Origin of the sequence: Roseivivax jejudonensis (genome assembly GCF_900172265.1) — a bacterium.
Lineage (GTDB): Bacteria > Pseudomonadota > Alphaproteobacteria > Rhodobacterales > Rhodobacteraceae > Roseivivax > Roseivivax jejudonensis.
Genome location: NZ_FWFK01000004.1, coordinates 160507 through 180205 on the forward strand (window position 1 = coordinate 160507; position 19699 = coordinate 180205).

Genomic DNA, 19699 nt, shown 5'->3' on the forward strand with positions numbered 1-19699 from the left:
CGCGCCGAAAGGGCACGGCGCGTTCCGATCGGCGCAGGCCGGGCCGCGCTCACCCGGCCCGGCCGCGCGTGCCGCCGCACTCCGTCCGCGCCCGGCCTTGCGCCGCCGCCCGGCTCTGTCACGCTCGACACATGATTCGCGCCCTTCTCGTCCTTGTCGCCCTGGCCGCGCCCGCCGCCGCCGCCGATCCCGATCCCGCGGGCGGCGCCCTCTCGGCGGCGGAGTTCGAAGCCTACACGCAGGGCAAGACGCTCTATTTCGGCCAGAACGGCACCGCCTACGGGGTCGAGCGCTACCTCCCCGACCGCCGCGTGGTGTGGTCCTTCCTCGACGGCGACTGCAAGGAGGGCCGCTGGTACGAGTCCGGCGACCAGATCTGCTTCGTCTACGAGGACTCGGACGCGCCGCAATGCTGGAGCTTCTTCCGCGCGCCCGGCGGCGGCCTCCGCGCGGTCTTCCGCAACGACCCGTCGCAGACGACGCTCTACGAGGCGCGCCAGGACGAGGAACCGATGGTCTGCACCGGCCCGCGCGTCGGCGCCTGACCGCCCCGAACCGCCCCCCTTCTTCTTGGCGGCAATACTCCGGGGAGCGCGAGGGGCCGCGCCCCTCGCTCCCGCATCATCCACCCGCGCGCCGCGTCCGCCCCGGCCCGCATCGGCCTCGTCCCGCAGGCACCGCGCGCGCTGGCCGGACGACGCGCCGCCCCCTCAGCCGGGATCGAACCGATACCCGAACCGCGCGATGTCCTCGGCGCAGATCCGCGCCACCCGCGCCGCGCCCGCGTCGTCGTAATAGCCGCGCCAGTCCGCCCTCCGGCCGGAGCGGTTGACGTGCGGCATCTCCGGCACGAAGCCCAGATGCGCCGCCAGGGGCGCCATGTCGGCGTCGAGATGCTCGAGCCGCAGCACCAGCGCGTCGCGCTCGCGCCCGTCCGACCCCCGCAGATACGCGCCGTAGGGATGCGCCCGGAGGCTCGCCTCGATCCGCGGATCGGCGAGGAAGCCCGCGAAGTCTGTCGCCTTCGCGATCGCGACCGCAGGGTGCGCGAAACTCTGCGCACGCAGCCAATGGTAGTAGCTGACCATCCGGTCCCACGGATTGCGCACCAGCGTCACCGGCCGCAGCGCGCCCAGCACCTCGGGCGGCAGGATCCCCTCGATATCGGCCAGTGTCGCGTGCTTCCACAGCCGACCGCGCGGGCGCAGTCCGGCCAGCCGCCGGCGCCGGCGCAGCGCCTTGGGCGTGTCGCCGATCAGGATGTCGTCGGCCATCGCCCGCGCCTCGAGCGCGAGCGACAGCGAGGTGCCGCCGGTCTTGGGGATGTGCACGAAGACGTAGCCGCGCCCGGGCGAAACGATCATGGGCGCGAGCCTATCCGCGCGGTCCGGCGGGGAAAATCCGCATGCGCCGCGCGGCCTTTACGGCGTGGCGCGCGCAGCGCATGCTGCGGGCAGGCGACCTGCGGAGGAGGAGAGGGTCATGGGCTGGCTGGCCGACGAGACCGGACTGGAAAAGTGCCGAGCGAACCACACCCCGCTCACGCCCCTGTCCTTCCTGAGCCGCGCCGCGGACGTCTTCGCCGAGGACATTGCGGTGGTCTACGGCGCGACGCGGCGCAGCTACGCGGAGTACCACGCCCGCTGCAGCCGCCTCGCCTCGGGCCTCGCCGCGCTCGGCGTGGCGCCGGGCGACGTGGTCGCGACGCTGCTGCCGAACGTGCCGGCCCATGCGGAGGCGCATTTCGGCGTGCCGGCCGCGGGCGCGGTGCTCAACGCGATCAACACCCGCCTCGACGTCTCGACGGTCGCCTACATCCTCGGCCACGGCGGCGCCAGGGTGCTGCTCTGCGACGCCGAACTGATCGGTCCCGCGACCGAGGCGATCGCGGCGATGGAGGAGGGCGATCCGCCGATCCTCGTCGAGGTGCCCGATCCGGAGGCCGGCATCCCCGCCTCGGGCGCGCACATGACCTACGACGACCTGCTCGCGCGCGGCGATCCGGAGGCGCCCTGGGTCCTGCCCGAGGACGAGTGGGAGAGCCTCGCGCTCAACTACACCTCCGGCACGACGGGCCGCCCCAAGGGCGTGGTCTACCATCACCGCGGCGCGTATCTGAACGCGATGGGCCAGGTGCTGTCGTGGCGCATGGTGCTGCGGCCGGTCTACCTGACCATCGTGCCGCTCTTCCACTGCAACGGCTGGTGCCACACCTGGATGATGCCGGCGGTCGGCGGCACGCTGGTGTGCTGCCGCGAGATCCGCGCCAAGCCGATCTTCGACGCCATCGCCGACGAGACCGTCACCCATTTTGGCGGCGCGCCGATCGTGCTCAACACCCTCATCAACGCGCCCGAGCACGAGCGCCGCGCCTTCGACCACGTGGTCGAGATCTTCACCGCCGGCGCACCGCCGGCGCCGACGACCCTGGCGGCGATCGAGCCGATGGGCTTCAATGTCACCCATGTCTACGGCCTGACCGAGACCTACGGCCCGGCGACCGAATGCCTCTGGCATCCCCGCTGGGACGGGCTCGACGCCGACGAGCGCGCCGCCTGCAAGGCGCGCCAGGGCGTCGGCATGCCGTTCATCGAGCACGTCACGGTGATGGAGGCCGAGACCATGCGCGAGGTGCCGCGCTCCGGCAGCGACCAGGGCGAGATCATGTTCCGCGGCAACGGCGTGATGAAGGGCTACTACAAGAACCCCGAGGAGACCGAGAAGAGCTTCGCCGGCGGCTACTACCACACCGGCGATCTCGCGCTTCTCGAACCCGACGGCTATCTCCGGATCGCCGACCGCGCCAAGGACATCATCATCTCCGGCGGCGAGAACATCTCCTCGATCGAGGTCGAGGGCGTGCTGATGAAGCACGACGCCGTCAGCCTCTGCGCGGTTGTTGCCAAGCCCGACGACAAATGGGGCGAGGTGCCCTGCGCCTTCGTCGAGACCAAGCCCGGTGCCGAGGTGACCGAGGCCGACCTGATCGCCTTCGCACGGCAGACGCTGGCCGGCTTCAAGACGCCCAAGGCGGTGATCTTCGAGGATCTGCCCAAGACCTCGACAGGCAAGATCCAGAAATTCCAGCTCCGCGAGCGCGCCCGGTCGCTCTGAACCACCGGCCGGGCGCCCGGCCCGGCACCGCGCGCTGCGGCCCGCGTCGCCCGGCGCGCCACGTCCCGACGTCGCCCGGCCGCCGCGCACCGGCCGGGCCCACCGCATGGCGGCCCCGCGCGCTCCGCCGGGCCGCGCTCCGGCCCGCCGGACCCGGACGCCGCGATCCGCGCGCCCGGCCTGGCGCCCCGAGACCTGCCCCCTTCCCCCGGGCCCCGCGCCACGATCCCCGCGCCACGATCCCCGCGCCCATGCAACGCGCCGCGACACCAGCCCCTCGACCCGGCGCCGCGACACCGGCGCCCGGACACCTGCGCCCCTGCCGATCGCCCCACGCCCGCGGCCCTGCCCGGCGCCTGTGTCCTGCGCGGCCATCCCGCCCGCCGTGTCGTGTCTGCCCATCCCGGACATGTCACGGCGGCCCGGCCCCACCGATCACGGGACACGGCCCACGATGCGCCGCGGCGGCCGCGGCGTCGCGCCGGCCGGCGGGGCACGCGGGACCGCCCGGCGACGACGTGCGCCCGCGACACTCCGCCTCGCCCGCCACCGCTTCCCGCACCACCGCGCGGGCCTAGGTCCCTCTGCACCGGCCGGCACCGCCCGCCGGTCCGCCCGCCACGTGACCTGGAGGCTTCGCCATGACGACACGGACACCGACCACGCTTCAGCCCGAAGAGACGCGCCCCGACGCCCCGCGCCAGCCCGGCACGGCCGAGGATCTGCGCGGCCGCACAACGACGCGCGGCGATCTCTCCGAACACCGGCGCTTCGCCTGGCTCTACGAGGACCTCCTCGCCTGACGCCCCGGCGCGCCCCGCCGCGGCACACGGCCCCCGCCCCCCATCTCTTCTTCTTGGCGCGACATACTCCGGGCAGCGCGAGGGGCAGCGCCCCTCGCCGGCCCCCACCGACACGACCCGCGCCGCGGATGCTGTGCCGCAGCACCACGATCACCGGCGATCCCCCACTCTCCTCGCTCGCCCAACGCCCCGAGGACCATCGCACCCGCTCCCACGACCCCAATCTCCCGGCCTTCTTCTTGGCCGAAATACTCCGGGGAGCGCGAGGGGCAGCGCCCCTCGCCCATCCCGCACACCCGCGGCGATCCTGACCGTCTCGCCCTGATCGACACTCTCACATCGCCGTGCTAGCATCTGCCGACCAGAGGCAGAGCAGCCCCGAGGATGACAGCGCTACACGAATACCAGCGGCTCGAGGCCACGGGCCTCTGGCGCCCGGAGACCGGTGCGCAACGGCGCGAGGTCGTGGTCGCGCTCGGCGAGGCGACCCTCACGATCAAGGACTTCAACGACCGGGTGCTGGCGCACTGGTCGCTGGCGGCGGTCACCCGCGCCGGCAGCCGGCTGGCCGAAACCATCACCTACCATCCCGACGGCGATCCGGCGGAAACGCTGGAACTCGCCGCCTCCGAGGCCGAGATGATCGCCGCGCTGGAGCGCATCCAGCGCGCCGTCGACCGCAGCCGGCCGCAGCCGGGCAAGCTGCGCGTGTGGCTGTCGGGCGGGCTCGCGGCGGCGGTGGTGGCCGCGGCGGTGTTCTGGCTGCCGGGCGCGGTGGTCGGGTATGCCACGGCCGTGGTGCCCGAGGTCAAGCGCGCCGAGATCGGCGGCGCGCTCCTCGACCGCATCACCCGGGTCTCGGGCCAACCCTGCGCGTCGCCCGAGGCATTGCCGCCGCTGCGCCGGCTCGCGGCGCGGATCCTGGGCGAGCGGCGGGCCACCGCGCTCGTTGTGCTGCCCGAGGGCGTCGACGACACAGCGCACCTTCCCGGGGGCCGGATCCTGCTGAACCGCGCGCTGATCGAGGATCCCGAGGATCCCGACGTGCCCGCGGGCTACATCCTCGCCGAGGCGATCCGCGCCGCCGAGGGCGATCCGCTGGCCGAGCTTCTCGATCATGCCGGGCTCTTCGCGAGCCTCAGCCTGCTGACCACCGGCGCGCTGCCCGACCGCGCGCTCGACGCCTATGCCGAGCATCTGCTGACCGAGCGCCGCGCCGCGCCGGTCGATCCGGCGACGCTCCTGGCCGCGTTCGAGACGGCCGAGCTGCGGGCCACGCCCTACGCCTACTGGCGCGACGTGACCGGCGAGACGACGCTGCCCCTGATCGAGGCCGACCCCCGGGCCGAGAGTGGCAGCCGACAGGTGCTGAGCGACGCCGACTGGCTCCGGCTGCAGGGGATCTGCGGCGCCTGACCCGCGCGGTGCGTCCGCGACATCGCACGCGACAGTGAACGGACGCGCCCGCCGAGGCCCGGTCGAACCACGACCCGGGACCCGGCCCGCGTCACCCGGCGCAGGCCGGCACGATCCCGCGCGCCTCGACACAGCCGGCGCCCCGTCCGGGCGCGCCCGGCGGTCTCAGCGCAGGTAGACCACCGGGTCGCGGATCTCGCCGCCGCCGGCGCGGCGCGGCACCGTGTTGGTCCAGACCCGCTGCGTGGCGTAGAAGCCCCCGAGCGACTGGTTCGCCCGGTGCGGGTTCAGACGCCCGTCGTCCCAGGCAGGGCGATAGCCCGGCGGCACCGTCGGCACGGTCGCGTCGCGGGCCCGCGCCACGTGCAGCGGCAGGATCCGCGTCTCGGGCGGCAGATCGCGCACGGCGGCCCCCCGGATCGGGCCGCGCGTCGCGCCCACGGCGCGCACACCGGTCGTCGCGCCCACGGCGCGCACTCCGGTCCCCGCGCCCACGCCGCGCCCGCCATCGGTCTCGACGCAGCGCACGCGGTAGCCCGCCGCGGCGGCCGCGCGGCCGTCGCAGCCCCCCTCTGAAACCGACACCACCAGGGGCCGCGCCTGCGGCACCGGCGGCGGCGCCGACCGATCGGCCGCGGGCACCGGGCGAACGAGCGGCGGCGCCGTGCGCACGCGCCGCTCCGGCGCCGGCGCGGCGCGCGCCGCGGTCTCCTCGGGGGTCGCGGCGACGGGCGCGGGCGGCGCCGATCGCGGCGCGCGGGCCGGGGCGGCCGCCGGTGCCGGGCGCGGGGTCGATGCAGGTGCGGCGCGCGGCGCGGGTCCGGCGCTCTCGGCCGGGGCGTCGGTCGCGGCCGTCCGCGTGCCGCCGAGGGTCGGGCGCAACCCGCAGATATGCTCGCGCGTGCGCGTCACCCGCGGCACCCATGTCACCGCGCCGTCGATCCCGGCCCGGATGTAGGCGCAGCCGCGGCTGTCCACGTATTGCCGGCCGTCGTAGCTGTCGGGCGGAAACTCCGCCGGCACGTCGCGCGCGTCCTGCTGTGCCGCCGCGCCGGTTGCGAGCGCGAGGCCGAGACCGACCGCCAGCCCCAGGGTCACACCGCGCAGACGCGCGGCCCGTTCGTTCGCCATGACCATCCCCCACAGATGCTGCCCGGCAGCCTGCCGCAAGTCCTAGCGTCTGTAAAGCGCCAAGAGGGCCTATTTAGTGCCGAACATGCGGTCGCCCGCGTCCCCGAGCCCGGGCACGATGAAGCCCTTCTCGTTCAGCCGGGCATCGAGCGCGGCGGTCACGATCGGCACGTCGGGATGCGCCGCCTTCATCTTCGCCACGCCCTCGGGCGCCGCCAGAAGGCACAGGAACCGGATGTTGGTGGCGCCCGCCCGCTTCAGCAGGTCGATCGCCGCGGCCGAGGAATTGCCGGTCGCGAGCATCGGGTCGACCGCGATCACCAGCCGGTCCTCGAGCCCGTCGGGCACCTTGAAGTAGTATTGCACCGGCTGCAGCGTCACCTCGTCGCGATAGAGCCCGATGAACCCCACCCGCGCCGCCGGCACCAGCTCCAGCACCCCGTCGAGAAGCCCGTTGCCCGCCCGCAGGATCGAGATCAGCGCCAGCTTCTTGCCGGCGAGCACCGGCGCGTCCATCGGCTCCATCGGCGTCTCGATGCGCTCGGTCGTCATCGGCAGCTCGCGCGTGACCTCGTAGGCCAGGAGCTGGCTGATCTCCCGAAGGAGCTGGCGGAAGGACTTCGTGGAGGTGTCCTTCTTGCGCATGATCGTCAGCTTGTGCTGGATCAGCGGGTGATCGACGACCGTGAGGTGCTCGGTCATGCTCTTTCGTCTCCTGTCAGGCGGCGGGCGACGCGCGCCCGCGTGTCGGCATCGCAGAACGCCGCGTCGAGCGCGGTGCGCGCCAGCGCGTCGAAATCCCCGGCGTCCCAGCCGAAGGCCCGCGCGAGCCCGATATACTCCGCGCGCATGTCGGTATGGAAGAAGGGCGGATCGTCGGTCGAGACCGTCACCTTCACGCCCGCGTCGCGCAGCGTGGCGATCGGATGCGCGTCGAGGCGCGGCGCCACGCCGAGCGCCACGTTCGAGCCCGGGCAGACCTCCAGCACCACGCCGTCTTCGGCCAGCCGCTCCAGGAGCGCGGGATCCTCCGCCGCGCGCACGCCGTGGCCGATCCGCGATACCCGCAGGTGATCGAGCGCCGCGCGCACCTCGTCGGGGCCGCGCCATTCGCCGGCATGGGTGGTCAGCCCCAGCCCCGCCTCGCGCGCGCAGTCGAAGGCCCAGGCGAAATCCTTCTGTTCGCCCGCCGCCTCGTCGCCGCCCATGCCGAAGCCGGTGATCCAGTCGCCCGCCGTCTCGGCCGCGCAGCGCGCCGCGCGGCGCGCGCGGTCGGGGCCGAAATGGCGCACGCAGGTGACGACCCCGCGCATCGTCACGCCGAGGTCGCGCTCGGCCGCATCCGCGGCCTCGCGCATCGCCGCCACGTGCTCGCGCCACGCGGCCACGTCGCCGCCGCCGCAGAAATCCGGCGACACGAAGGTCTCGCAATAGACCACGTCGGCCGCCGCCGCCGTCTCGAGCACCGCGCGCACCAGCCGCGCGTAGTCCTCCGGCCCGTCGATGACCGAGGTGGCCGCCTCGTAGACCGACAGGAACGGCCCGAACCCCTCGAAGGCATAGCCGCCGTCGGCGCGGAAGATCCGCCCGAGATCGACCCGCTTCTCCGCCGCCAGCCCGCGGACGAAGGCGGGCGGCGCCGCGCCCTCGAGATGCAGGTGCAACTCCACCTTGGGCAGCCGCGCGATCTCCTCCAGCGTCTCGTCGTCTCTCACAGAAAGCTCTTTCCCGGCCCGTGCGCATCGATCCCGAGGTGCGCCGCCACCGAGGCCGCCACGTCGGCGAAGGCCACCTGCCCCGCCGATCCCGTGCCCCGCCCGGCGATCAGCACCGGCACGCGCTCGCGCGTGTGGTCGGTGCCGCACCATGTCGGGTCATTGCCGTGATCGGCCGTCAGGCACAAGAGGTCGCCGTCCCGCAGCCGCGGCAGCAGCCGGCCGATCTCGCCGTCGAACCACTCCAGCGCCCGGGCATAGCCCGCCACGTCCCGCCGGTGGCCCCAGAGGCTGTCGAACTCGACGAAGTTGGCGAAGACCAGCGCGCCTTCCGGCGCCTCGGCCACCTGCCCGCCCAGGTGCTCCATCAACTCGGCGTCGCTGCCCTTCAGCACCCGGTCGATCCCTTCCATCGAGAAGATGTCGCCGATCTTGCCCACCGCGGTCACCGCCCGCCCGGCGTCCTGCGCCCAGTTGGTCAGCACCGGCTCCGGCGGCCGGATGGCGTAGTCGCGCCGGTGGCCGGTGCGGCGAAAGCCGCCCGGCTCGCCCACGAAGGGCCGCGCGATCACCCGGCCCACCCGCATCTCGTGCAGCATCGGCGCGATCCCCGCGCAGAGCGCCAGAAGCCGCTCGAGGCCGAACACGTCCGGATCCTCGTGCGCCGCGATCTGGAACACGCTGTCGGCCGAGGTGTAGCAGATCGGCCGCCCGGTCTCGACATGCGCCGCGCCGAACCGCTCGAGCATCACCGTCCCCGACCCGTGGCAGTCGCCCAGGATCCCGTCGCTGCCGGCCAGCTCCATGACCCGCCGGCGCACCGCCTCGGGAAAGGCCGGTTCGGCCACCGGGAAATGGTGCCAGTCCCACGGCACCGGCACCCCGGCGAGCTCCCAGTGCCCCGACGGCGTGTCCTTGCCGCGCGACCGCTCGGTCGCCGCGCCCCAGACCCCCTCGGGCGCCGCCCCGAGCCCGGGCGCCTCCAGTCCCGAGGCGAGGCGCAGCGCCGCGCCGAGGCCCAGCCGGTCGAGAACCGGCACCGACAGCGGCCCCGACCGCCCGGCATCCGCCTCCCCGGCGGCGCAGGCGCGCGCGATATGGCCCACCGTGTTCGCGCCGGTATCGGGCACGTCGCCGTTGAAATAGGCGTCCGCGTCCGGCGCGCCGCCGATCCCGACCGAATCCATCACCACGAGGAACGCCCGGCTCATCGCGCCCCCGCCCCGGGGGCCGTCGCGGGCGCGCTCCGGCCGCCGCGCCCCGCTCCCGCTCCGCCGCCGCGCCGCCCGCCCGGCGCGCTCGGCCGATCCTTCATCTTGCCCGGAAACCCCGGGGGAGTCGCCGCAGGCGACGGGGGCAGAGCCCCCTCCGGCGCGCCGCCGCTCATCCGACCCGGCCCCGGACCAGGGGCGCCGGCGCCGCCGCCGCGCCGCCCGCGTCGAGCGTGATCGCGGCGCGGACCGCGGCGAGCGCCGCCTCCGCCTGTCCCTCGCGGCCGGCATGGACACGCGCGAGCGACTGGCCCGCGCTCACCTGCGTGCCGATCCGCACCATGTCGGTCAGCCCGACGGCCGGGTCGACGCCGTCGCTCTCGACCCGCCGGCCGCCGCCGAGCGCGACCACCGCGCGGCCGAGCGCGGCGCCGTCGATCGCGGTGACGGTGCCGGTGGCGCGCGCCGGCACCTCGCGGATCACCGTCGCCTCCGGCAGGAACCGGCCCCAGTCCTCGACGAAGCCCTTGGGCCCGCCCATGGCGTAGATCATCCGGCCGAACCGCTCGGCCGCCCCGCCGGTGTCGATTGCGCGCGCGATGTCGGCCGCGCCGGCATCGGCGTCCGGCGCCAGCCCGGCCGAGGCGAGAAGCGCGCCGCCCAGCGCCTCGGACAGCGCGCGCAGGGGGCCCCCGGCCGCGCCCGTCAGCACCTGCATCGCCGCCGCGACCTCGACGGCGTTGCCCACCGCCGGCGCCAGCGGCTCGTCCATCGCCGACAGAAGCGCGGTGGTCCGGCACCCCGCGGCCGCCGCGGTCTCGACGAGCGCCGCGGCCAGGTCGCGCGCGGCCGCCTCGGTCGCCATGAACGCGCCCGACCCGACCTTGACGTCGAGCACCAGCCCGTCGAGCCCGGCGGCGAGCTTCTTCGACAGGATCGAGGCGGTGATCAGATCGACGCTGTCGACCGTGCCGGTCACGTCGCGCACCGCGTAGAGCCGCCGGTCGGCCGGGGCGAGGTCGGCGGTGGCGCCGGCGATGGCACAGCCCGCGGCCGACACCACGCTGCGCAGCCGCGCCTCGTCGAGCGTGGTGGCCACCCCCGGGATCGCCTCGAGCTTGTCGAGCGTGCCGCCGGTATGCCCGAGGCCCCGACCCGAGATCATCGGAACGTAGACGCCGCAGGCGGCGAGCGCGGGGGCGAGCACCAGGCTCGTGCAGTCGCCCACCCCGCCGGTCGAATGCTTGTCGAGCACCGGCGCATCGAGATCCCAGGTCAGCCGGCGGCCCGAGTCGCGCATCGCCAGCGTCAGCGCGCGCCGTCCCTCGGGGCCGAGCCCGGTCAGGCAGGCGCCCATCGCGAAGGCGCCGGCCTGCGCGTCCGACACCGCGCCGTCGGCGAGCCCGCGCGCGAAATCGTCCAGCGCCTCGGGCGCCGGCGGCGCGCCGTGGCGCAGGGCGGCGAGGATGTCGCGCGCCGGGCTCACGCGCCCTCCATGTGTCCGCGTCCGAACGCCCCGGGCAGAAGCTCCGACACGCTCATCACCCGCTCGGCGCCGGCGAGCGTGGCCAGCGTCACCGTCACGTCGGGGCCGGCGAATTCCGCGATCTTCTGGCGGCAGCCGCCGCAGGGCGGCACCGGCTCCGGCGCGTTGGCGACGACGTGCAGCGCGGCGATCTCGGTCTCGCCGGCGGCGACCATCGCCGCGATCGCGCCCGCCTCGGCGCAGGTGCCCTCGGGATAGGCGACGTTCTCGACGTTGCAGCCGACATGCACCACGCCGCCGGCCGTGCGCAGCGCCGCACCCACCTTGAAGCGCGAATAGGGCGCGTAGGCCCGCTCGCGCACCGCGCGCGCCGCCGTGCCCAGCTCGGGATCCGTCCCGGCCGCTCCGCCCCGCTCGTCGCCCATGCCGTGCCTCCGTCTCGCCGTCCCCGCGTCCCGGCCCCGACCGCGCCGGGGCGCGTCGCCGCCCGGCCGGCCGCGCCGGACCCTCATCGTGCACAGAGCGCGCAGCCGAGCGCAAGCGCCCCGGACACTCCCGAACGCGCGGGAACCGACCACGCCCGGCCCGCGTTCGGACCGGAACAATACGCGAACACGGAGAGAGCCATGACCGACGCATCGCGGTCCGACCCGCCCGCCGAACAGGTGACCGACACGCCCAAGCAGGACGCCCCGGGCAACGCCGACAAGCCGGTCTCCGACTGGACCACCGGCGACGAGCCGATGACCGGCGCGCAGGCGTCGTATCTCAAGACGCTGTGCCAGGAAGCCGAGGAGCGCTTCGACCCCGAGCTGACCAAGGCCGAGGCATCGAAGCGCATCGACGCGCTGCAGGCGCAGACCGGCCGGGGCTGAGCCGCCATCACGTCCTGCGGTCCGCGGTTCGCGCCCCGTGCCCGCGGCCGCGTGGCCTTGCCGCGCGGCCCCGGCCGTCCGCCGCCCGGGGCCCCGCACGCGGCGGAACACTCCGCGCGGCCCGGCGTTCGCCGGGCAAAGACAGGAGCCCGACGATGACCGACACCCCGACGACAGATGCCGACCTCGACCCGGCGCACGACCTGCCCGCCGACCCGCGCGATCCCATGAGCGACGTGCAGGCGGCCGAACTGCGCCGCCTCGCCGACGCCACCGGAACCGAGATGTCGCTCGAGCTGACCCAGCGCGAGGCCGCGCGCCGCATCGCCCACCTGCGCGAACTGGCCGGCTGACGCCCGCGCGACCGCGCCGCGCCAGGCGGAATCCCGCGCCGCGGTCGCAACGCCTTCCCCGGCGTCGCCAAATCGGCTAGCCCTCGGGAAAAACCAGCGAGGGCTACACCCGTGTCGGACCAGACGACCGAGACGCTGCGCCAGCAGGCGCTCGACTATCACCGTGATCCCAAGCCCGGAAAGCTCGAGATCCGCGCCACCAAGCCGATGGCCAACGGGCGCGACCTCGCCCGCGCCTATTCCCCCGGCGTCGCCGAGGCGTGCCTGGAGATCAAGGCGGACCCCGACACCGCGCGCGACTACACCGCCCGCGGCAACCTCGTCGCCGTCGTCACGAACGGCAGCGCCGTGCTCGGCCTCGGCAACATCGGCGCGCTGGCGTCCAAGCCGGTGATGGAAGGCAAGGCCGTCCTCTTCAAGAAGTTCTCCGGCATCGACTGCTTCGACATCGAGCTCAACGAGCCCGACCCCGAGAAGCTGGCCGACATCGTCTGCGCGCTCGAGCCGACCTTCGGCGCGATCAACCTCGAGGACATCAAGGCGCCCGACTGCTTCGTGGTCGAGAAGATCTGCCGCGAGCGCATGAACATCCCCGTCTTCCACGACGACCAGCACGGCACCGCCATCGTCGTCGGCGCGGCGGCGACCAACGCGCTGCGCGTCGCGGGCAAGTCGTTCGAGGACATCAAGATCGTCTCGACCGGCGGCGGCGCGGCCGGCATCGCCTGCCTCAACATGCTGCTCAAGCTCGGCGTCCGGCGCGAGAACGTGTGGCTGTGCGACCTCGCCGGCCTCGTCCACGAGGGCCGGACGGAGGACATGACCCCGCAAAAGGCCGAGTACGCCCAGCCGGGCGGACCGAGGTCCCTCTCGGACGTGATCGAGGGCGCGGACCTCTTTCTCGGCCTGTCGGGCCCCAACGTGCTCAAGCCCGACCACGTGGCCCGGATGGCCGAGCGCCCGATCATCTTCGCGCTGGCCAACCCCAATCCCGAGATCATGCCCGACGCCGCCCGCGCGGTGTCGCCCGACGCGATCATCGCCACCGGCCGGTCGGACTACCCCAACCAGGTCAACAACGTCCTGTGCTTTCCCTTCATCTTCCGCGGCGCGCTCGATGTCGGCGCGACCGAGATCAACGACGAGATGCAGATCGCCTGCGTCGAGGGGATCGCCGCGCTCGCCCGCGCCACCACGTCGGCCGAGGCCGCCGCGGCCTATCGCGGCGAACAGCTGACCTTCGGCCCCGACTACCTGATCCCCAAGCCCTTCGACCCCCGGCTCTCGGCCACCGTGTCGGTCGCGGTGGCGCGCGCGGCGATGGAGTCGGGAGTCGCGGTCCGCCCGATCGAGGATCTCGACACCTACCGCGACCGTCTCAACGCCAACGTCTACAAGTCCGCGCTGCTGATGCGCCCGGTCTTCGAGGCCGCCGCGACCGCCTCGCGCCGCATCGTCTTCGCCGAGGGCGAGGACGAGCGCGTCCTGCGCGCCGCGCAGGCGATCCTCGAGGAGACGACCGAGCAGCCGATCCTGATCGGCCGCCCAGAGGTCATCAACATGCGCTGCGAGCGCATGGGCCTCGAGATCCGCCCCGAGCGCGACTTCAACATCGTGAACCCCGAGAACGACCCGCGCTACCGCGACTACTGGCAGAGCTACCACGAGATCATGGCCCGCCGTGGCGTGCCGCCCGATCTCGCCCGCGCGATCATGCGCACCAACACCACCGCGATCGGCGCCGTCATGGTCCACCGCGAGGAGGCCGACAGCCTGATCTGCGGCACCTTCGGCGAATACAAGTGGCACCTCAACTACGTCACGCAGGTGCTCGGCACCGCCGCGCTGCACCCGCACGGCGCCCTGTCGATGATGATCCTCGAGGACGGCCCGCTCTTCATCGCCGACACCCATGTGCACATCGCGCCCACGCCCGAGCAGATCGCCGAGACGGCGATCGGCGCAGCCCGCCACGTGCGGCGCTTCGGCCTCGTGCCGAACATCGCGCTGTGTTCGCAGTCGCAGTTCGGCAACCAGTCGAGCGAAAGCGCCGCGCGCCTGCGCGCCGCGCTCGCCATCCTCGATTCCGCGCCGCGCGACTTCTGCTACGAGGGCGAGATGAACGTGGAGGCCGCGCTCGACGCCGACCTGCGCGAACGGCTCCTGCCCGGCAACCGCATGCACGGCACCGCCAACGTGCTGATCTTCGGCAATGCCGACGCGGCCTCCGGCGTGCGCAACATCCTCAAGATGAAGGCGCGCGGCCTCGAGGTCGGCCCGATCCTGATGGGCATGGGCAACCAGGCCCACATCGTCACCTCGTCGATCACCGCGCGCGGCCTTCTCAACATGGCCGCCATCGCCGGCACCCCGGTCGCGCATTACGGCTGACCCGCCTCTCCGCGCCGCCCCCTCCGTCGGGGCGGCGATCGCCGCCGCCGTCGCGCGGGGCCGTCAGTCGACCCCGGGCGCGGCGCGGAAGGCGTAGCGCCCGTTCTCCGCCGGAAAGTCTCGAAAGACCTGCTGCAGCGCCGCCCCGGACACCACGCCGCGCGCGCACAGCTCGTCGAGCGCGCGCGCGCAGATGTCGTGGGCCTCGAGCACCCCCGCGGCGATGACCGCCAGTTGCCCGACCTGGTGATCGTCCATCCGGTCGAGGTGCCGGATGTCGCGCAGGTAGACGATATCGCCGTCGCACAGCTGCTTGCCGAAGCGCCGCCGCGCCCACAGCGGGCTGACCGGGTTGCGATAGAGGACCGGCATGGAATGCGGCAACAGGCCCAGCCCGCGCAGCATGGCGTCGATCTCCCCGAAACCCGGCTGATCTTCGTAGATCGGAAAGAAGCTCACCTCCGTCTGGACGCACACGGCGGAGCCGAGCTTCCTGCGCCCGTTCTCGAAGGCGCGAAGCTCCCCGCCCTGGATGTCGATCTTCAGCAGATCGATGCGCGCGATGTCGTCGATGTCGTCCAGCGCCGCGGTGTCGATCTCCCGGGTCTCCACCACCTCCAGCGACCGCCCCATCTGCGGGAAGACCTCGATGGCGCGGGGGTCCGGCCGCAACAGCGAACTCATGTAGGAATCCTTGCACACATGAAGCGTGTGCCGGCCGCCGTCCCCGACCGCCGCGTTCACGTACCTGACGGCCGCGTCGCGCGAGGCCTGAAGCTCGGCAAAGGCCCGCGGGTCCGGCTCGAACCCGAAGACCGTCGCCTGACCCGCGCGCATCAGCGCCCGGTAGGGTGGCGTCTCGGTCGGGTTGGCACCGACATCGACCACCGATGTCGGCGCGAGGTCCGGAATGATCTCTTTCAGCGCACGGACGAGCCTGACGGATTTACGCACGATGTTCGCCTCTTCGGGGCCCGCTTCGGCACAGCGTCGAACACGCCGTCACGCCGCGCCCGGAAACGCGCCGTGCGGATCCCGCCGGTCTCCGTGTGGTGATGCCGACCGGCGCGCCCGCCGCCAGAACGACGGTGCGCATCGGGTCTGCGTCAGGTCGTGCCGATGCACACATCACAGCTCGAACAGATCCCCGTCGGTGTCCGCACTCATCGAACAGGTCCGCGCGCCCGGCCGCCCAGCGGCTCCGTGGCCCGCGCACCCTTCCGACTTTAGTGACCGGTGCGTCACGCAAAGTCCACGTCGGTGACAAGACGGGACACCGCGCGGGACCGGCCCGAGCCCTGGCGCCACACTCGGCGGTCAAACGCGGCCAGTCGCCGGCGCCCGGACCCGGCCGCCCGCGCAGGATCGCGCCGCCCCGCCCCGGTCAGCCGCCGGGGCCCGAGGGCGCGCGAGAGGCCGTCTCGCGCAGAGCCGCGGCCTCCTCCTCGACGGTGCCGGGAAACTTTTCGCGTCCCGCGCGGGAATACCAGTACGCGGCGTTGCCCTCGTCACCCTCGATCCGGTGCAGGTGCGCGTGCATCCACGCGCCTTCCGGGCTCGGGTCGTCCTGCGCGATATCGTGCGCCGCGGTCCAGTCGCCCTGCTCGAGCGCGTCGAGCGCCGCGATCAGTCGGTCGTGCATGATCTCTCCCCTCGTGCCTTCGGTGTCGGCGTTCGCCACGGAGTCTAGCATTGCGGGCGAAGCGGAACACCGCACGCGGCTTTGCAAAGCTCGGCCGAGTTTGCCCGACGCCTTCGCAGATCCGTTGCTTTGCAAAAGTTTGCCGGGCGGACCCCCGCGATTCTGCAAACTTATTGTCGCAGCGCCCCGACTGCTTCCGCTAACGGGCTTGCCCCTGCGACACTCCTTTCCCTAACACGGCTCACGAGCTCTTGAGGAGGAGGACAGTCGATGACCTATGCCGAGGTGTATTCCGCCTGGAAGGCCGATCCCGAAGCGTTCTGGATGGAGCAGGCCCGCGCCATCGACTGGGACCGCGCGCCGTCCCGGGCGCTGACCGAAACCGGCGACGGGCTCCATGCGTGGTTTGCCGACGGCCTCGTCAACACCTGCTGGAACGCGGTGGACCGCCACGTGGAGGCCGGCCGCGGCGAGCAGACCGCGATCATCCACGACAGCCCGGTCACCGGCACCAAGCGCTGGATCTCCTATGTCGAGCTGCGCAACCGGGTCGCCACGCTCGCCGGCGCGCTGCGCGCCAAGGGCGTCGAGAAGGGCGACCGCGTCATCATCTACATGCCGATGATCCCCGAGGCGCTCGAGGCGATGCTCGCCTGCGCCCGTCTCGGCGCGATCCACTCGGTCGTGTTCGGCGGCTTCGCGGCGAGCGAGCTCGCCGTGCGCATCGACGACGCCAAGCCCAAGGCGATCATCGCCGCGAGCTGCGGGATCGAACCGGGCCGCACCGTGCACTACAAGCCGCTGCTCGACGGCGCGATCGACCAGGCGACGCACAAGCCCGACTTCTGCGTCATCTTCCAGCGCGAACAGGAGGTGGCCGAGCTCACGCAGGGCCGCGACGTCAACTGGCACGGCTTCCAGTACGGGGTGGAGCCCGCCGACTGCGTGCCGGTCGAGGGCGATCACCCCGCCTACATCCTCTACACCTCCGGCACGACCGGGGCGCCCAAGGGCGTCGTGCGCCCAACCGGCGGCCATCTCGTCGCCCTCAACTGGACGATGAAGAACATCTACGGCGTCGATCCGGGCGAGGTCTTCTGGGCCGCGTCCGATGTCGGCTGGGTCGTCGGCCACAGCTACATCTGCTACGCGCCGCTGATCCACGGCAACACCACCATCGTGTTCGAGGGCAAGCCCGTCGGCACCCCCGACCCGGGCACGTTCTGGCGGGTGATCTCCGAGCACAAGGTGCGCAGCTTCTTCACCGCGCCCACCGCCTTCCGCGCCGTGAAGCGCGAGGATCCCGACGGCGCGTTCATCGCCAAGTACGACCTCTCGGCGCTCCGCGCGATCTACCTCGCCGGCGAACGCGCCGATCCCGACACGATCGAATGGACCCACGAGAAGACCGGCAAGCCCGTCTACGACCATTGGTGGCAGACCGAGACCGGCTGGACCATCGCCGGCATGCCCGCCGGGATCGAGACGCTGCCGGTAAAGATCGGCTCGCCCACGGTGGCGATGCCGGGCTACGACATCCGCATCCTCGCCGAGGACGGCACCGAGAAACCGGCCGGCGAACTGGGCGCCATCGCGATCAGGCTGCCGCTGCCGCCGGGCACGCTGCCCACGCTGTGGAACGCAGGGGACCGCTTTCGCAAATCCTACCTCACCACCTTCCCCGGCTACTACGAGACCGGCGATGCCGGGATGAAGGACGAGGACGGCTACCTCTGGATCATGGCCCGCACCGACGACGTCATCAACGTCGCCGGCCACCGGCTGTCGACCGGCGGCATGGAAGAGGTGCTCGCCGCGCATCCCGACGTCGCCGAATGCGCCGTGATCGGCGTCCGGGACGAGCTCAAGGGCCAGCTCCCGATGGGCTTCGTCTGCCTGACCAAGGGCGTGAACCGCCCCGCCGAGGAGATCGAGGGCGAATGCGTGAAGCTCGTGCGCGACCGCATCGGCCCGGTCGCCGCGTTCAAGCTCTGCAAGGTGGTCGACCGCCTGCCCAAGACCCGTTCGGGCAAGATCCTGCGCCGCACGATGGCGGCGATCGCCGACGGCGATGACTTCAAGACGCCGGCGACGATCGACGACCCGGCCATTCTCGACGAGATCCGCGAGGGCGTGTCGGCGATGGGCTACCCCCGCGGCTGACTTCGAACGGCGGGCCGCAAGCAACGTTCGCGCGAGCGCGCCGCGGCGGCACACGTCCGCCGTGCGCCGGCACGCGCCCCGCGGCTTTCCGCCACCTGCGGACTCGCGATGCGAGACGTGCGGCGCGCCCGGCCTAAAATACGATCACGGCCCGCGGCCCCGCGGCACCGACTCACGTGAATGGAGCGCACGATGACCGACGATCTGACTCCCGACTTCGACGACGACGACACCCGCCAGGCACAGCAGGCGGCCCTGTTCCGCGCCGCGGACGACGACGACCGCGACGATGACTTCGATGATGACGACGATGATGACGAGGATGACGACGACGATCGCGCAGAGATCGACGACGACCGGGACGACGATGACGATGATGACGACGATCGGGACGACATCGACGATGACGATGACGATGACGATGACGACGATCTAGATGATCGTGACGACGACGACGACGACGACGATGACGACGACGATGACGATGACGACGATCTAGATGATCGCGACGACGACGACGACGATGACGATGACGATGATGACGACGACGATGATGACGACGACGACGATGATGACGACGACGACGATGATGACGACGACGATGACGACGACGGCCCCTTCGCCGGTCGTGACTTCGACGGCGCGATCTACGGCACGCCCGGCACGGACGACATCGTCGGCACCGACGGCAACGACATCATCGGCGGCGGCGACGGCGACGACACGATCGACGGCGGCGACGGCAACGACGCCATCGGCGGCGGGTTCGGCGACGACCTGATCCGCGGCGGCGACGGCAACGACATCATCGGATCCGGCGTCGGCGACGACATCGCCTTCGGCGGCGACGGCAACGACATCGTCAACGGCGGTGCCGGGGACGACGATCTCTACGGCGAGGACGGCGACGACATCTCCGGCGCCAGCTTCGGCAACGACCGGTCCGACGGCGGCGAGGGCGACGATGCGCTCGGCGGCGGCTTCGGCATGGACACGATCGACGGCGGCGACGGCGACGACGTGATCGGCGGCGGGTTCGGCAACGACCTGCTCTCGGGCGGCGACGGCGACGATTTCGTCGCCGGCGGCGGACGCAACGACACGCTCTCCGGCGGCGATGGCGACGACACGCTGAACGGCGGCCGGGACGACGACGTGCTGACCGGCGGCGACGACAGCGACACCTTCGTGTTCCGCGTCAATGCCGGCGAGTCCGACACCGTCACCGACTTCGATCTCGAGGAGGACGCGCTGATCGTGAACGGCGCGGTCGGCGCGGTCTCGATCACCGACACCGCCGACGGCGCGCTGGTGAGCGTGGACGACCACGAGATCCTGTTCGAAGGGCTCACGGCCGCCGATCTCGGTGCCGCCGACATCACCTTCGTCTGAGGCAATG

18 protein-coding genes are annotated in these 19699 nt (G+C 72.7%); 9 read left to right on the forward strand and 9 right to left on the reverse strand.

The window, feature by feature from the left end:
* Positions 1–131: 131 nt before the first annotated feature.
* Positions 132–545 carry a hypothetical protein gene (locus tag ROJ8625_RS11620; RefSeq protein WP_085792059.1) on the forward strand — a complete coding sequence of 138 codons (414 nt, stop codon included), beginning with the start codon at positions 132–134 and terminating at the stop codon, positions 543–545.
* 165 nt (positions 546–710) lie between these two features.
* Here the strand turns inward: ROJ8625_RS11620 and ROJ8625_RS11625 are convergent, their stop codons facing one another.
* Complete coding sequence (locus ROJ8625_RS11625; protein WP_085792060.1) at positions 711–1364, reverse strand: sulfotransferase family protein; 654 nt, start codon at positions 1362–1364, stop codon at positions 711–713.
* Between the two features lie 118 nt (positions 1365–1482).
* Between ROJ8625_RS11625 and ROJ8625_RS11630 the strand changes: the two genes are divergently transcribed.
* The 3 genes from ROJ8625_RS11630 (at position 1483) to ROJ8625_RS11635 (ending at position 5333) form a co-directional block, all read left to right on the forward strand.
* Complete coding sequence (locus ROJ8625_RS11630; protein WP_085792061.1) at positions 1483–3114, forward strand: AMP-binding protein; 1632 nt, start codon at positions 1483–1485, stop codon at positions 3112–3114.
* 641 nt (positions 3115–3755) lie between these two features.
* On the forward strand, positions 3756–3917 hold the full coding sequence (locus ROJ8625_RS21010; protein ID WP_159456758.1) for a hypothetical protein: 162 nt from the start codon (positions 3756–3758) through the stop codon (positions 3915–3917).
* 384 nt (positions 3918–4301) lie between these two features.
* Positions 4302–5333, forward strand: coding sequence for a serine/threonine-protein kinase (locus ROJ8625_RS11635; RefSeq protein WP_085792062.1), 1032 nt, complete (start codon positions 4302–4304; stop codon positions 5331–5333).
* A 165-nt stretch (positions 5334–5498) separates the two neighbouring features.
* Here ROJ8625_RS11635 and ROJ8625_RS11640 read toward each other — a convergent pair whose 3' ends face one another.
* The 6 genes from ROJ8625_RS11640 to ROJ8625_RS11665 all read right to left on the reverse strand — a co-directional run bounded on the left by ROJ8625_RS11640 (position 5499) and on the right by ROJ8625_RS11665 (position 11301).
* Positions 5499–6464, reverse strand: coding sequence for a hypothetical protein (locus ROJ8625_RS11640; RefSeq protein ID WP_085792063.1), 966 nt, complete (start codon positions 6462–6464; stop codon positions 5499–5501).
* Between the two features lie 69 nt (positions 6465–6533).
* The gene (gene upp, locus ROJ8625_RS11645; protein WP_085792064.1) at positions 6534–7166 is read right to left on the reverse strand and encodes a uracil phosphoribosyltransferase; all 633 of its coding nucleotides are present in this window, start codon (positions 7164–7166) and stop codon (positions 6534–6536) included.
* Positions 7163–8179, reverse strand: coding sequence for an adenosine deaminase (locus tag ROJ8625_RS11650; RefSeq protein ID WP_085792065.1), 1017 nt, complete (start codon positions 8177–8179; stop codon positions 7163–7165). The genes upp and ROJ8625_RS11650 overlap by 4 nt, the downstream gene beginning before the upstream one ends.
* A complete protein-coding gene (locus ROJ8625_RS11655) occupies positions 8176–9390 on the reverse strand; it encodes a phosphopentomutase (protein WP_085792066.1) in 1215 nt (404 codons plus the stop codon). The genes ROJ8625_RS11650 and ROJ8625_RS11655 overlap by 4 nt, the downstream gene beginning before the upstream one ends.
* A gap of 172 nt (positions 9391–9562) precedes the next feature.
* Positions 9563–10876: a thymidine phosphorylase gene (locus ROJ8625_RS11660; protein ID WP_085792067.1), complete on the reverse strand. Its 1314-nt coding sequence runs from the start codon at positions 10874–10876 to the stop codon at positions 9563–9565.
* Positions 10873–11301 carry a cytidine deaminase gene (locus ROJ8625_RS11665; RefSeq protein ID WP_085792068.1) on the reverse strand — a complete coding sequence of 143 codons (429 nt, stop codon included), beginning with the start codon at positions 11299–11301 and terminating at the stop codon, positions 10873–10875. The genes ROJ8625_RS11660 and ROJ8625_RS11665 overlap by 4 nt, the downstream gene beginning before the upstream one ends.
* A 201-nt stretch (positions 11302–11502) precedes the next feature.
* On the opposite strand from ROJ8625_RS11665, the gene ROJ8625_RS11670 reads away from it, so the two are divergent.
* From ROJ8625_RS11670 to ROJ8625_RS11680, 3 genes are all read left to right on the forward strand, one after another.
* Positions 11503–11751 carry a DUF3072 domain-containing protein gene (locus tag ROJ8625_RS11670; RefSeq protein ID WP_085792069.1) on the forward strand — a complete coding sequence of 83 codons (249 nt, stop codon included), beginning with the start codon at positions 11503–11505 and terminating at the stop codon, positions 11749–11751.
* Between the two features lie 155 nt (positions 11752–11906).
* Complete coding sequence (locus ROJ8625_RS11675) at positions 11907–12104, forward strand: DUF3072 domain-containing protein (RefSeq protein WP_085792070.1); 198 nt, start codon at positions 11907–11909, stop codon at positions 12102–12104.
* 111 nt (positions 12105–12215) lie between these two features.
* The gene (locus ROJ8625_RS11680) at positions 12216–14495 is read left to right on the forward strand and encodes an NADP-dependent malic enzyme (RefSeq protein ID WP_085792071.1); all 2280 of its coding nucleotides are present in this window, start codon (positions 12216–12218) and stop codon (positions 14493–14495) included.
* 63 nt (positions 14496–14558) lie between these two features.
* Here the strand turns inward: ROJ8625_RS11680 and ROJ8625_RS11685 are convergent, their stop codons facing one another.
* Positions 14559–15449 (reverse strand): FkbM family methyltransferase, encoded by an 891-nt coding sequence (locus ROJ8625_RS11685; protein ID WP_159456759.1) that lies wholly within the window; start codon positions 15447–15449, stop codon positions 14559–14561.
* Positions 15450–15879: 430 nt separating this feature from the next.
* Positions 15880–16137 carry a hypothetical protein gene (locus tag ROJ8625_RS11690; RefSeq protein WP_085792073.1) on the reverse strand — a complete coding sequence of 86 codons (258 nt, stop codon included), beginning with the start codon at positions 16135–16137 and terminating at the stop codon, positions 15880–15882.
* Between the two features lie 270 nt (positions 16138–16407).
* Between ROJ8625_RS11690 and ROJ8625_RS11695 the strand changes: the two genes are divergently transcribed.
* Positions 16408–18300: a propionyl-CoA synthetase gene (locus tag ROJ8625_RS11695; protein WP_085792074.1), complete on the forward strand. Its 1893-nt coding sequence runs from the start codon at positions 16408–16410 to the stop codon at positions 18298–18300.
* Positions 18301–18492: 192 nt separating this feature from the next.
* Positions 18493–19692: a calcium-binding protein gene (locus ROJ8625_RS21205; protein ID WP_234984250.1), complete on the forward strand. Its 1200-nt coding sequence runs from the start codon at positions 18493–18495 to the stop codon at positions 19690–19692.
* Positions 19693–19699 lie beyond the last annotated feature (7 nt).

Bases quoted from the DNA above. Each gene is read 5' to 3' on its own strand.
- ROJ8625_RS11620 (WP_085792059.1), top strand. From the start codon at position 132: ATGATTCGCGCCCTTCTCGTCCTTGTCGCCCTGGCCGCGCCCGCCGCC.
- ROJ8625_RS11625 (WP_085792060.1), bottom strand. From the start codon at position 1,364: ATGATCGTTTCGCCCGGGCGCGGCTACGTCTTCGTGCACATCCCCAAG.
- ROJ8625_RS11630 (WP_085792061.1), top strand. From the start codon at position 1,483: ATGGGCTGGCTGGCCGACGAGACCGGACTGGAAAAGTGCCGAGCGAAC.
- ROJ8625_RS21010 (WP_159456758.1), top strand. From the start codon at position 3,756: ATGACGACACGGACACCGACCACGCTTCAGCCCGAAGAGACGCGCCCC.
- ROJ8625_RS11635 (WP_085792062.1), top strand. From the start codon at position 4,302: ATGACAGCGCTACACGAATACCAGCGGCTCGAGGCCACGGGCCTCTGG.
- ROJ8625_RS11640 (WP_085792063.1), bottom strand. From the start codon at position 6,464: ATGGCGAACGAACGGGCCGCGCGTCTGCGCGGTGTGACCCTGGGGCTG.
- upp (WP_085792064.1), bottom strand. From the start codon at position 7,166: ATGACCGAGCACCTCACGGTCGTCGATCACCCGCTGATCCAGCACAAG.
- ROJ8625_RS11655 (WP_085792066.1), bottom strand. From the start codon at position 9,390: ATGAGCCGGGCGTTCCTCGTGGTGATGGATTCGGTCGGGATCGGCGGC.
- ROJ8625_RS11665 (WP_085792068.1), bottom strand. From the start codon at position 11,301: ATGGGCGACGAGCGGGGCGGAGCGGCCGGGACGGATCCCGAGCTGGGC.
- ROJ8625_RS11670 (WP_085792069.1), top strand. From the start codon at position 11,503: ATGACCGACGCATCGCGGTCCGACCCGCCCGCCGAACAGGTGACCGAC.
- ROJ8625_RS11675 (WP_085792070.1), top strand. From the start codon at position 11,907: ATGACCGACACCCCGACGACAGATGCCGACCTCGACCCGGCGCACGAC.
- ROJ8625_RS11690 (WP_085792073.1), bottom strand. From the start codon at position 16,137: ATGCACGACCGACTGATCGCGGCGCTCGACGCGCTCGAGCAGGGCGAC.
- ROJ8625_RS11695 (WP_085792074.1), top strand. From the start codon at position 16,408: ATGACCTATGCCGAGGTGTATTCCGCCTGGAAGGCCGATCCCGAAGCG.
- ROJ8625_RS21205 (WP_234984250.1), top strand. From the start codon at position 18,493: ATGACCGACGATCTGACTCCCGACTTCGACGACGACGACACCCGCCAG.